This is a genomic window from Bradyrhizobium sp. SPXBL-04, assembly GCF_051853035.1.
Taxonomy (GTDB): domain Bacteria; phylum Pseudomonadota; class Alphaproteobacteria; order Rhizobiales; family Xanthobacteraceae; genus Bradyrhizobium; species Bradyrhizobium zhanjiangense.
Map to the genome: position 1 here is coordinate 8519828 of NZ_CP182472.1, position 12205 is coordinate 8532032.

Genomic DNA, 12205 nt, shown 5'->3' on the forward strand with positions numbered 1-12205 from the left:
ATTTTACAAGTAGTGTAGAGGTGTCCGCACAACCATGCTATGTCCCAGTATCTGTCATTGACGAGGCATCGAATGGCCGATCTAGTTGTCGGAATTGATGGTTGGATTATTCAGGATGGCAACTACGGTGATTTCGCTCAAGCGACAAGCGCCTCGTTCGCGCTCGAATTCTGTCCGGTAGTCCCGCTTCCGAAGTGCGGTCGATTTGACCAAAAAGCTCCGTCACTCAAGCAAATCGTGGAGCGTTCTTACCAAGTTGTTGGCCAAGTTGTGCACGCACAAGATGATTGGTGGGTACTGGACGCCGGCATTCTCATGTATTGCGACGGAAAGCCTCCTGACAATGCCTGCCTGGACGCCTGGTTGGAAGGACTAATCTTCATCGGAGTAGATCCATTCTTTTACTTCGAAAGTCATGCGCACCAGCCAGGCGCGCCCGCCCTGGTCTACGATTGGCACATCGACAAGATCGAAATGGAGACAGGCCCTTTCATCGAAACGAAGCCAAAGCACTTTGAACGAGATCCCGAGAAATGCGGATGGAAAGAGGTCGCCAAGACCGATGCATGGCGCGAACAAGGCCCTTATCTGCTCCACTGTACGCGTCTAGGTGGGCCGCGCGCAGCCCAGAGCAGGAGCCGTCCCTGATCGACGCATTGCGAGGTCTGACCGCTCAAAACTCCAGCGGCGCGTTGTCGACGACTTCCTTCATCACGAAGAAGGTGCGGGTCTGGCGCACGCCGGGCAGCGCGATCAGCTGCTCGCCATGGATGCGGTTGAAATCCTCCATGTCACCGACGCGGATCTTGAGGAAATAGTCGAAATCGCCAGCGACGAGATGGCAGTCGAGCACGAACTTCAGTTTTGCGATCGCCTGCTCGAAAGTGGCAAAACTCTCCGGGGTGGAGCGGTCGAGCACGACGCCGACCATCACCAGCGTGCCCTTCGCCACCTTCTTCGGCGCAACCATGGCGCGCACAGTCGCAATGAAACCGTCCTCGAACAGGCGGTGGGTACGGCGATGGCAAGTGGCGGGGCTGATCGCGACGGTTTCGGCCAGCTCGGCGTTACTGAGCCGTCCGTTATTTTGCAGCAATCTCAAGATCTTAAGGTCGGTGCGATCGAGCCGAGCGGCCATGAAAGAAGCTTCCATGATACAGCGATATCTTGGAAGAATTATTAGCATTGGCCGCCCATTGCGCAAGGATAGGCGCGATATGGCCGCAATATCGAGAGCACATTTTCCTCGGGCGATGCTAGGCAGCCGCGAACACCAACGCCAATCGGGATGTCCCATGAAGCTCGACAAATTTCCGCGCTATCCGCTCACCTTCGGCCCGACCCCGATCGAGAAGCTGGAGCGGCTGTCAAAACATCTCGGCGGCAATGTCGAGATCTATGCCAAGCGTGAGGACTGCAATTCGGGCCTTGCCTATGGCGGCAACAAGCTGCGCAAGCTCGAATACATCATTCCGGACGCGATCGCGTCCAACGCCGACACGCTGGTGTCGATCGGCGGCGTGCAATCCAACCACACCCGCATGATCGCGGCGGTCGCCGCCAAGCTCGGCATGAAGTGCCGTCTGGTGCAGGAAGCCTGGGTGCCGCACGAGGACGCGGTCTATGACCGCGTCGGCAACATCATGCTCTCGCGCATCATGGGCGCCGACGTGCGCCTGGTCGATGACGGCTTCGACATTGGCATCCGCAAGAGCTGGGAGCAGGCGATCGAAGAGGTGAAGGCGGCCGGCGGCAAGCCTTACGCGATTCCCGCCGGCGCCTCCGTGCACAAATTCGGCGGCCTCGGCTATGTCGGCTTCGCCGAGGAAGTCCGCAAGCAGGAGAAAGAGCTCGGCTTCAAGTTCGATTACATCGTCGTCTGCACCGTCACCGGCTCGACCCATGCCGGCATGCTGGTCGGCTTTGCGGCGGACGGCCGTGCGCGAAAGGTCATCGGCATCGACGCGTCCTTTACGCCGGCGCAGACCAAGGCGCAGGTGCTCGAGATCGCGCAGAACACGGCCAAGCTCGTCGAGCTCGGCAAGGAGCTCGTCGCCGATGACGTCGTGCTGATCGAGGACTACGCCTATCCCGCCTATGGCGTGCCGTCGGAAGAGACCAAGGAAGCGATCCGCATTACCGCACGTCTCGAAGGCATGATCACCGACCCCGTCTACGAGGGCAAGTCGATGCAGGGCCTGATCGATCTTGCGAAGAAAGGCTATTTCGAGAAGGGCGCGAAGATCCTCTACGCCCATCTCGGCGGCGCGCCTGCGCTGAACGGGTATGCGTATGCGTTCCGGAATGGGTGAGGCGCTCAGCTCTCCCCTCATACACAGTTGTCGTCCCGGCGAAGGCCGGGACCCATAACCACCGCGCCTCGTTTGGCGAACACTCGAAGTTCGGTACTGCTACCGAAGGCAATCGACAAATCACGCGGTATGGATCCCGGATCTGCGCGCGCTTTAGACGCGCTTGTCCGGGATGACGATCGGGGATAGGACGCGCGCCCTACCTCGTCCTGATGATCTGCAGCAGCTCGTCGCCGTAATGCTCGAGCTTCTTGTCGCCGATACCCGGCACGTTACGGAGTTCGTCCAGCGTCGTCGGCCAGGCCCGGACGATGCCGTCGATGGTGGCATCGTGCAGCACGACATAGGCGGGCACGCCACGCTCGCGGGCGATGTCGGAACGCCAGGAGCGCAGCCGCACGCGCAATTCGGGATCGACATCGCCTTGCGGCGCGCTCGCCGCGGGCGCGAGGTCGCCGCGGCGCGATTTGGCCCGGCTCGAGCGGATGCGGGTGCCGGGCGCTTCCTCGCGCAGCCACACCTCCGTTTCACCGCGCAGCACACCGCGCGAAGAGTCCGTCAGCTTCAGCGCGCCGAATGCTTCGCTGTCGCTCTGCAAATGCCCCATTGCCACCAATTGCCGCAGCACCGTGCGCCACTGCTTTTCGTTGAGCTCGCGGCCGATGCCGAACACCGACAGCTTGTCGTGGCCGAACTGCGTCACCTTCTCGGTCAGGCGCCCGACCAGCACGTCGATCAGGTGCATCGCGCCGAAGCGTTGACCGGTGCGGTAGACGCAGGACAAAAGCTTCTGCGCCAGCACCTTGCCGTCGCGCATCTTCGGCGGCGTCAGGCAATTATCGCAATTGCCGCAACTCTCACCCATCACGATCTCGCCGAAATAGGCGAGCAGCCGCCGGCGCCGGCAGTGCGGCGTCTCGGCAAGACCGACCAGCGCGTCGAGCTTGCCGATCGAGACCCGCTTGAAATCGTCGGAGGCGTTGGATTCGTCGATCATGCGACGCTGCTGCACGATGTCCGAGAGGCCATAGGCCATCCAGGCGGCCGACGGCTTGCCGTCGCGGCCGGCGCGTCCCGTCTCCTGATAATAGGCCTCGATGCTCTTGGGCAGATCGAGATGGGCGACGAAGCGCACGTCGGGCTTGTCGATGCCCATGCCGAACGCGATGGTCGCAACGATGACGATGCCGTCTTCGTTGAGGAAGCGGTCCTGGTTTCGGGAGCGCACGCTGCTGTCGAGACCGGCATGATAGGGCAGCGCGGCAATGCCGGCGTCTTGAAGGGCGGCGGCGACCTCCTCGACGCGGTTGCGGGACAGGCAATAGACCACGCCGGCATCGCCCATGTGACGCTCGCGGATGAATTCCTTCAGCTGCGAGACCGCATTGCGCTTGTCGACGATCTCGTATCGGATGTTGGGCCGGTCGAAGCTGGAGACGAATTGCGGGGCGCCTGTTAGCTGAAGCCGCGCCACGATCTCCTTGCGCGTCAGCTCGTCGGCGGTCGCGGTCAGCGCGATGCGGGGGACGTCGGGAAAGCGCTCGGCGATGATGGAGAGACCGACATATTCGGGCCGGAAATCGTGGCCCCATTGCGAGACGCAATGGGCTTCGTCGATCGCGAACAGCGCCACCTTCGCCTGCGCCAGCATCGACAGGCAGCGCGGCGTCACCAGCCGTTCCGGCGCAACATAGAGCAGGTCGAGATCGCCCGCGATCAGGCGCCGCTCCACCTCCGAGGCCTCCTGCGGGGTCAGCGACGAGTTCAGCGCGGCCGCGTTGACGCCGGCTTCGATCAGGCCGGCGACCTGGTCGCGCATCAGCGCGATCAGCGGCGAGACCACGATGCCGCAGCCCTCGCGCAGCAGTGAGGGGAGCTGATAGCAGAGCGACTTGCCGCCGCCCGTCGGCATCAGCACCAGACAATTGCCGCCATCCGTCACGTGCCGGATGATCTCGCCCTGCGCGCCGCGGAACCCCGGCAGTCCGAACACCGAATGCAGCACCGACAACGCATCGCGGCCGTTGGCCGGCGCTGGCAGTGGAGCGGTGGAAGGGGAGGACATGGGCGTGTCTGGAACAAGGCCGTGGATTCGTCACAAGGCCAGTCGCATGCTGACGCGGGCGTGGCAAGGCCGTTTGCGGGGCAAAGGCAGTCTTCCCTCCCCTGCGGGAGAGGGTGCCGAGCGAAGCTCGGCGGGTGAGGGGTTCTATCCGCGAACTCGATAGAGACTACTATGCCGAGACAACCCCTCATCCGGCGCTTCGCGCCACCTTCTCCCGCAACGGGAGAAGGAAGAGAGCCGCTACACCCCGATCCGTCGCAACGCTTCCGCGACCGTCACGATCGGCATGTTGCGTTTCCGGGCCGCCTTCAGCGCATGGCGCATCAATTGCGGCGTGCAGCCAAAGGGGCTCGGCGCGTTGGCGACGTCGTGGCCGTAGAAGATCAGCCACCCACCGCTTTCGACCGCCTCATCGAAATAGCGATCGATGCCAGCCAGATCGATCTCGCAATCGATCAAAGGCGACGCGCGCAGGAACTGGAGGTCGATGACGTCGCTGTTAACGCCGGGAAGGATGCCGCGCGCAGAACGGTAGGCCCTTGTGAGCTGCGGCTTGCGCCAGACCGAGGCGAGGCCATACGGATAGGCGAAGTTCTGCAGCACGATCGAGGAATCGATGCTGCGGAAATAGTTGCGGTTTCGCTCGATCTCGCGGGCCATGGCGGCCGCGTCAAGATCGACCGCGCACTGGTGCGAGAAGGTGTGGCAGGCAATCTCGTGACCGGTCCGGTGAAGCCGCACGATCGCGTCATTCGACAGCCCATGCCAATGGTCCGACGGCTGATCGATCAAGCTGCCGGAGAGGTAGAACGTGCCGCGGCCGTCATGCTGTTCCAGGAGTTCGGCACCCTCGCCTGCGGCGCTATCGGGGGCATCGTCGAAGGTGAAGCTCACCATCGGCGCGCGCGCAGGCAAACGGTGCGGCGCGGCGCGGAAATGCCGGGCCAGCCGATTGCTCACGCGTCCCTGGAGTTCCGACCACACACTGCGTTTCCTGCGATTTCGTATTTCTCTACTGAAACATTCGTGCGCTGGTTGAGGCAAGCCTAACGCTCAAGTAATCCTAACGCGAAACCAACATCCTTTGGCTAGCGCGCCGAGACCGGCGCGTCGGCATCCGCGCCGAGATATTGCAGCCAGTTCCGGAACAATGCTGCCGCGGCGCTGCCGGCGGCGATATCGGCGCGCAAATTCAGCGCAGGCAATTCGTTGGTGAGCGCCGGATGGCGCTGGTGCCGCGCCTGCTTCTCGAAGCGGGCCAGCTTCTCTTCCGTCGCTGCATCAAAATAACTCACGGGCGGGTTCGGATAAGTCTCGCGCTCACGCGCGAGATAGCGGCCGATGTCGCGCAGATATTCGCGCTGGAGCGATAAGGCATCGTATTCCGGGTGGCCCTGGAAGAACACGAAACGGCTGGCGTATTGGCGGACGAAGACATCGACGCCGGCCTTCTCCGAACGTGTCAGCACCTGGTATCCGGCCTGAACGAGGTCGCCCTCGGCGATCTCGTTCAGGCGCGAATGCGAGACCTTGAGCGGCGTAGGCGCACCGCGCGTCAGGGCATCATGCGTCACAGCTTCGCAGTCGAAGATGCCGTGACATTTGGCCGGCAGTCGCCGTCGTTCGATACGGTCGAGATGCAGCACCGCCGCATGCGCGGCGAGGCACGACCAGATCGTCGAGCGCGTGTTGACCTTGGCCCAGTCGACGAGGTCGGTCAGGTCGCGCCAGTACGGCTCCTGGTCGAGCTCGGGCGCGACCGGCTCGGCGCCGGTCACGATCAGCCCGTCGAATCTCTGGCGCTTGAGATCCGCAAGGTCGGAATATTCACTCTCGACATGCCACTTGGCTTCCGGTGAGCGTTTCACGCTGGGAAGCGAGAAGCAGTGAAAGCGGATGCGGCGCGGGCCCGCGGCGGCCTGAAGCAGCCTCATGAACTGTCGCTCGGTCGCCTTCAGCGCCGGGTCCGGCATGTTGTTGATCAGCCCGATGGTCAGCTCGGCACCGCTCCGATCAAGCGCGAGATCACCCCCGGCCGGCACCAGTGCCGGGCTCGACATGAGTTGATCCCTGTCGATCAAGATCGTCATCGACGCCGCCCGCCTACTCCGCGGCCTGGAGACGCGACGACGGACAGGCCTTTTCCAGCGCCTGGTCGATGTCCTCGATGATGTCGGCGGAATGCTCGATGCCGATCGACAGGCGGATCGTCTCCGGCAAAACACCAGCGACACGCTGCTGCTCCGCCGACATCTGCCGGTGCGTGGTCGAGGCCGGATGACAGGCGAGCGACTTGGCATCGCCGATATTGACGAGGCGCGTGATCAGCTTCAGCGCATCGTAGAAGGTCTTGCCGGCTTCCATGCCGCCCTTGATGCCGAAGGTGAACAGCGAGGAGGCGTTACCGTTCAGATATTTCTGCACCAGCGGATAATAGGGGCTGTCCGGGAAGCCCGTGTAATTGACCCAGGCGACGCGCGGGTCACCGCGGAGGAATTCGGCGACCTTGCGGGCGTTCTCGACGTGGCGCTCCATGCGCAGCGCCACGGTCTCGATGCCCTGGAGCAGCAGGAAGGCGTTGAACGGCGAGAGCACCGAGCCCATTGTGCGCTGATAGACGCTGCGCGCGCGCTCGATATAAGCGGTCCTACCAAAGCGCTCGGCATAAACGAGGCCATGATAGGACGCGTCCGGCTTGTTGTAAGCCGGGAAGCGGTCGGCGTAATTCGCCCACGGGAAGTTGCCGGAATCGACGATCGCGCCGCCGAGCGTAGTGCCGTGGCCGCCCAAAAACTTGGTCAGCGAGTGCAAGGCGATATCGGCGCCGTAGTCGAACGGCTTGAGCAGGATCGGGGTGGCCACGGTGTTGTCGACGATCAGCGGCACGCCATGCGCGTGCGCGATTTTCGCCAGCGCCTCGATGTCGCAGACATTGCCGGCGGGATTGCCGATGGTCTCGGCGAACACGGCGCGGGTATTCTCGTCGATCAGCTTCTCGATCGCATCTAGCTTGTCGCTCTCGGCGAAGCGGCCGGTGATGCCCTGCCGCGGCAGGATGTGCGAGAGCAGCGTGTGCGTGGTGCCGTAGAGCTGCGGCACGGAAACGATGTTGCCGCCGTGATCGGCGACATTGACAAAGGCGAAGTGCAGCGCCGCCTGGCCGGTCGCAACCGCGAGCGCGCCGACGCCGCCTTCGAGCTGCGCGATGCGCTTCTCCAGCACCGCGCTGGTCGGATTGGCGATGCGGCTGTAACGAAAGCCCTCGGCCTCCAGATTAAAGAGCGCCGCGCCATGATCGGCGCTGTCGAAGGCGTAGGCCGCGGTCTGGTAGATCGGCACGGCGACGGCGTGCGTGGTGGCTTCCGGTTCGTAGCCGGCGTGAATAGCGATCGTCTCGTTGCGCATCGTGCCACCTCCGCGTGGGGCGGGCCGCACTTATTGGCCTCACGGCATGTGCGTTGTCCGCCGTCCTCCTGTTAGAGGCGAGTGGTAAAGCGGACAATAATTCGCCTAGAGATCGAGGAAGTAACCCTAACGCTCGTTGCCGAGGTGGCCAGAATTCGGGTTAAACTGGATTAACGAATTGACGAGGTTTGCTGCGACAGCGGCGTTACTTTTGCCTTCTCCCCCTTTGGGGGAGAAGGCAGGTCAACGCGGTAATAGCCAGGCTACACCTAAGCCATCTGCTCCCACAGCCTGTGGGCGAGCACGCCGGCGCGCTTCTCGATCGCGGCCGCAGCATCGAGCGCAAGATCCTCGCGATAGCGTCCGGCAATGAGCTGGACGCCGATCGGCTTGCCGTCGTGGAGGGCCACCGGCACCACCGCGCCGGGCAGGCCCAGCACGTTGATCGCGGAAATGAAGCGGATCTCGCCCCAGAAGATCTCGCGCACGCGCTCGGGACTGACCGTGTCCTCGCGCGGGCCCGGCGTCGGCTTCACCGTGGTCGGCGCCAGCACGACCGGATACTCCTCGAAGAACAATTGCCAGGCGCGGATGTGGCCATTGCGCGCGGCCGTCGCCTGCATCCAGGCTTTGAGATCGAGCACGTTGGCCTTGGTCTTCATGCCGCCCCAGGCCTTGTGAAAATCCTCGGAGGTGACCTTCAGCATGCTGGCTTCCTGCATCACCACGGTCTCGTTGGTGATGATGTCGCACCAGGTCTGCCAGACGCCGTTGATGTCGGGCACCTCGACCTCGCTGACGCGATAGCCGGAACGCTCGAGATGATCCGCGGCCTGGCGCAGCGCCGCGGTGACCTGCGGATCGACGTCCATGTCATCGGGGATCTTTGCCAGCGCGACCTTGATCGGCCCCTTCGGCCTTGGTCCGGCCAGCGGCGCCGGCACCCACCAGGGATCGCGGGGATCGCGTTGGCTCATCACCTCCAGTGCGAGGCGAACGTCGGCAACGTGACGGGCGAGCGGCCCCTGCGCCGACATCAGATGGGCCAGCATCGGCCGCTCGGCGGTGGCGCTTCCGTTAAAAGCGGGGATGCGTCCCTGCGTCGGCTTGATGGTGGCAATGCCATTGCAATGCGCTGGCCAGCGCAAGGAGCCGCCGATATCGTTGCCATGGGCGATGGTGCCAATGCCGGCGGCGACCGCCGAGCCTGCGCCGCCGGAGGAGCCGCCGCAGGTGATGTTCGGATCCCATGGGTTCAGCGTCAGCCCGTGCAGAGGATTGTCGGTGAAGCCGCGGAAGGAGAATTCCGGCGTATTGGTGAGCCCGATGACGATTGCGCCGGCCTTTTTCAAGTTGCGCACCACGGGGGAATCCGACGGCGCGATGAGGTCCTCGTTGGCAGGAACGCCGTTGAAATTTGGTCGGCCTTCGTAGTCGACATTCTCCTTGATGGTTACAGGCACGCCATGCAGGAGGCCGAGCTCGCCGCCCTTGGCGCGCTGCCTGTCGGCCGCATGCGCAGCCTTCAACGCCTCTTCCGAGAGATCGACGACGACGGCGTTCAGCCTCGGATTGATGGCGTGCATCCGTTCGAGATGCGCTTCGACCGTCTCGACAGCGGAGATTGCACCGGAGCGGATGGCAGCCGCGGTCTCGACCGCCGACCATTGCCAGGCCGGCCCCTTGGGACGGCGCGATGAGGCCGGCTCGAGCCGCGTGGCTTTCTTTGCCTTCGCCTTCTTCGCAACGATGCCCTTGCGGCTTGCGCCTTTCTTGTTCGAGGTCTTAGCCGGTTTCCTCGAAGCCGCTTTCTTCTTGGTCGTCGTCCTCGCCACGTCGCATCTCCTGAAATTGCGTCGCAGACGTTACGGATGGCGAAAGGACGTGTACAGGTGCGTTTTCTGCATGGCGCGATGGCGCGGCGCGGCGAATTGTCCGCGAACGCGCCGCTGCGCTATTCCGCCGGACAAGCCGCAACGGCGGCTTGCGCGCGGTCCAGCCGGAGGCTCCACAGCGCCAGCACGAGACCGACAGCGGTGATGCCGGCTGCGACTAGAGGGAGCGCCGAAAGGCCGAGCCCGCGATCGATGGTGACACCGCCGGCCCAGGCACCGAGGGCGTTGCCAAGATTGAACGCGGCGATGTTGAGGCTGGAGGCGAGCGTGCGGCCATTGGGGCCTGCCGCTTCCAGCACGCGAAGCTGGAGCGGGGCGACGGTCGCAAAAGCGGCGATGCCCAGCAGCAGGATCAGCACGACCGCCGGGATCTTGACCGACAGCACGGCGGCAAGGCCAAGAAGCACCATGGCGAGCGCGGCGAGCGTTCCGATCAGCGCGCCGGCGAGGCCACGGTCGGCGAGCTTGCCGCCGGCGACGTTGCCGATCGCGAGCCCGACGCCGAACACCAGCAGGATCGGCGAGACTGCGGCCTCCGAAAAGCCGGTGAAACGCGTCAGGATCGGCTGGATATAGGTGAAGACGACGAACAGGCCGGCAAAGCCGAACACGGTCATGGCAAGGCCGAGCAGCACCTGCGGGCGGCCGAGCACCGAGACTTCCTCGGCAAGCGAGACCGGCTTGTCGCCGTTGCCGACATGGCCGGGCACGAGCGCGGCGACCACAGCAAAGGCGATCACGCCGATGACCGTCACGGCCCAGAACGCCGCGCGCCAGCCGAGCATCAGGCCGAACCAGGCGCCGAAGGGCACACCCAGCAGTGTCGCGACCGTGAGGCCGATGAACATGGTGGCAATCGCCGAGGCCCGCTTGTCCTCGGCGACGAGGCTCGTCGCCACCACCGACCCGACGCCGAAGAAGGTCCCGTGGGCGAGCGATGTCAGCACGCGGGCGGCCATCAGCAGCTCGTAGTTCGGCGCCAGTGCGCAGGCGGCATTGCCCAGCGTGAAGGTCGCCATCAGCGCCAGCAGCACGGACTTCCGCGGCATGCGCCGTGTGGCGAGCGTCAGCACCGGCGCGCCGACGAACACGCCGAGCGCATAGCCGGAGATGAGCAGGCCCGCGACCGGCACCGAGACATGCATCTCGGCGGCGACCTGGAGCAAGAGGCCCATGATGATGAATTCGGTGGTGCCGATGCCGAAGGCACCAGCGGTGAGCGCAAGGACGGCGGGAGGCATGCGTGGCTCCGATGGATGAGACGAGCCACGCAGATAGCCGCACCGCAGCAAAACCATTAGAATGTCCGCAATCCAATCATTTGTGACGTGAATTCAACATGGCCCGCTTCGACACCAACCGCTCCGCCGAGATGGAGGTTTTCGTCCGCGTCGTCGACTTAGGCGGCTTCACGCAGGCCGCACGAAAGCTGCGCCTGACGCCGTCGGGCGTGAGCAAGTTGATCTCGCGGCTCGAGGCACGGCTCGGCTCGCGCCTGGTCAACCGCACCACGCGCAAGCTGACCCTGACCGAAGAAGGCCAGGCGTTCTACCAGCGGGCCGTGCGGATCCTCGCAGAGATGGAGGAAGCCGAACGCGAGGCGGCCTCCGGTGCGGCCCCGCGCGGCCGCCTCACGGTGAACAGCAACATTCCGTTCGGCATGCTGCATGTGATGCCGCTAATCCCGCGCTTCCTGGAAGCGCATCCCGAAGTCACGCTCGATCTCGTGCTCACGGACACGCTGATCGACCTGATGCAGGAACGCGCCGATGTCGCGATCCGTGTCGGTCCATTGCGTGCGTCGCGCCTCGTCGCACGGAAACTCGGCACCAGCCGCATGGTCGTGGTCGGCGCGCCGGACTATCTCGCACGCTGCGGCACGCCGAAGACGCCGGCGGATCTCGCCGATCACCGTGGCATCGGCTGGACCTTTCCGCGCAGTATCCGCGGCTGGCCATTCAAGCGCGGCGACCACACCGAGGAAGCGGTGCCGCCGCCCGTCGCGCGCGCCAGCGACGGCGAAGCCGCGCGCCGCCTTGCGCTCGGCGGCGTCGGGCTCGCGCGCCTCGCCCTCTTCCACATCGGCCCCGACATTGAAACGGGCCGCCTCGTGCCGGTGCTGCAAAGCTACAATCCCGGCGACCGCGAAGACATCCACGCCGTCTATGTCGGCCACACCGCGCCGCTCCCCGCACGCGTCCGCGCGTTCATCGATTTCCTCGCCGAGCATGTGCGGGTGAGCGACCCGGCCCTGAAGCGCGCGGGGGATGGAAGGTGGAAATTGGTGGGATGAGGCCCGATGGCTAACAGAATGTCAGTCAACCGGGCGCCGCCATCGCAAGGAACCTATCTCTTCCCTGACAAAATGCAGCCGTGTCAGCGCTGTTCCCAAGGCAACGTAATGAGGAGCAACGCGCAGTGACATGGATTCGCTTTCTGATCGCTCGAGGTCCGCCGTGGCGCGGGGACTCATACCCGATTGCGGCCTGGGCTGAGTCTACCCACCTGATCGATAGGTAGGCAAAAGA

10 protein-coding genes are annotated in these 12205 nt (G+C 64.2%); 3 read left to right on the forward strand and 7 right to left on the reverse strand.

Annotated features, from left to right (window positions below; translation table 11 throughout):
- Nucleotides 1-72 precede the first annotated feature (72 nt).
- Nucleotides 73-648, forward strand: coding sequence for a hypothetical protein (locus ACNJX8_RS40575; protein ID WP_439359112.1), 576 nt, complete (start codon nucleotides 73-75; stop codon nucleotides 646-648).
- Between the two features lie 25 nt (nucleotides 649-673).
- On the opposite strand, the gene ACNJX8_RS40580 is transcribed toward ACNJX8_RS40575, so the two are convergent.
- Complete coding sequence (locus tag ACNJX8_RS40580; RefSeq protein ID WP_439359113.1) at nucleotides 674-1138, reverse strand: Lrp/AsnC family transcriptional regulator; 465 nt, start codon at nucleotides 1136-1138, stop codon at nucleotides 674-676.
- 157 nt (nucleotides 1139-1295) lie between these two features.
- Between ACNJX8_RS40580 and ACNJX8_RS40585 the strand changes: the two genes are divergently transcribed.
- Nucleotides 1296-2312 carry a 1-aminocyclopropane-1-carboxylate deaminase gene (locus tag ACNJX8_RS40585; protein WP_439359114.1) on the forward strand — a complete coding sequence of 339 codons (1017 nt, stop codon included), beginning with the start codon at nucleotides 1296-1298 and terminating at the stop codon, nucleotides 2310-2312.
- Nucleotides 2313-2511: 199 nt separating this feature from the next.
- Here the strand turns inward: ACNJX8_RS40585 and recQ are convergent, their stop codons facing one another.
- The 6 genes from recQ to ACNJX8_RS40615 all read right to left on the reverse strand — a co-directional run bounded on the left by recQ (nucleotide 2512) and on the right by ACNJX8_RS40615 (nucleotide 10918).
- Entirely contained in the window at nucleotides 2512-4377 is a 1866-nt protein-coding gene (gene recQ / locus ACNJX8_RS40590) for a DNA helicase RecQ (protein WP_439359115.1), read from the reverse strand.
- A 240-nt stretch (nucleotides 4378-4617) separates the two neighbouring features.
- Nucleotides 4618-5361, reverse strand: coding sequence for a polysaccharide deacetylase family protein (locus tag ACNJX8_RS40595; protein WP_128930274.1), 744 nt, complete (start codon nucleotides 5359-5361; stop codon nucleotides 4618-4620).
- A gap of 104 nt (nucleotides 5362-5465) precedes the next feature.
- Nucleotides 5466-6467 (reverse strand): homoserine O-succinyltransferase MetA, encoded by a 1002-nt coding sequence (gene metA / locus ACNJX8_RS40600; protein ID WP_439359116.1) that lies wholly within the window; start codon nucleotides 6465-6467, stop codon nucleotides 5466-5468.
- A 13-nt stretch (nucleotides 6468-6480) separates the two neighbouring features.
- The gene (locus tag ACNJX8_RS40605; protein ID WP_439359117.1) at nucleotides 6481-7782 is read right to left on the reverse strand and encodes an O-acetylhomoserine aminocarboxypropyltransferase/cysteine synthase family protein; all 1302 of its coding nucleotides are present in this window, start codon (nucleotides 7780-7782) and stop codon (nucleotides 6481-6483) included.
- A 269-nt stretch (nucleotides 7783-8051) separates the two neighbouring features.
- Nucleotides 8052-9617: an amidase family protein gene (locus ACNJX8_RS40610; protein ID WP_439359118.1), complete on the reverse strand. Its 1566-nt coding sequence runs from the start codon at nucleotides 9615-9617 to the stop codon at nucleotides 8052-8054.
- Between the two features lie 119 nt (nucleotides 9618-9736).
- Nucleotides 9737-10918, reverse strand: coding sequence for an MFS transporter (locus ACNJX8_RS40615; RefSeq protein WP_439359119.1), 1182 nt, complete (start codon nucleotides 10916-10918; stop codon nucleotides 9737-9739).
- A gap of 98 nt (nucleotides 10919-11016) precedes the next feature.
- On the opposite strand from ACNJX8_RS40615, the gene ACNJX8_RS40620 reads away from it, so the two are divergent.
- Nucleotides 11017-11970 carry a LysR family transcriptional regulator gene (locus ACNJX8_RS40620; RefSeq protein WP_128940374.1) on the forward strand — a complete coding sequence of 318 codons (954 nt, stop codon included), beginning with the start codon at nucleotides 11017-11019 and terminating at the stop codon, nucleotides 11968-11970.
- Nucleotides 11971-12205: the final 235 nt, after the last annotated feature.

Bases quoted from the DNA above. Each gene is read 5' to 3' on its own strand.
- ACNJX8_RS40575 (WP_439359112.1), top strand. From the start codon at position 73: ATGGCCGATCTAGTTGTCGGAATTGATGGTTGGATTATTCAGGATGGC.
- ACNJX8_RS40580 (WP_439359113.1), bottom strand. From the start codon at position 1,138: ATGGCCGCTCGGCTCGATCGCACCGACCTTAAGATCTTGAGATTGCTG.
- ACNJX8_RS40585 (WP_439359114.1), top strand. From the start codon at position 1,296: ATGAAGCTCGACAAATTTCCGCGCTATCCGCTCACCTTCGGCCCGACC.
- recQ (WP_439359115.1), bottom strand. From the start codon at position 4,377: ATGTCCTCCCCTTCCACCGCTCCACTGCCAGCGCCGGCCAACGGCCGC.
- metA (WP_439359116.1), bottom strand. From the start codon at position 6,467: ATGACGATCTTGATCGACAGGGATCAACTCATGTCGAGCCCGGCACTG.
- ACNJX8_RS40605 (WP_439359117.1), bottom strand. From the start codon at position 7,782: ATGCGCAACGAGACGATCGCTATTCACGCCGGCTACGAACCGGAAGCC.
- ACNJX8_RS40615 (WP_439359119.1), bottom strand. From the start codon at position 10,918: ATGCCTCCCGCCGTCCTTGCGCTCACCGCTGGTGCCTTCGGCATCGGC.
- ACNJX8_RS40620 (WP_128940374.1), top strand. From the start codon at position 11,017: ATGGCCCGCTTCGACACCAACCGCTCCGCCGAGATGGAGGTTTTCGTC.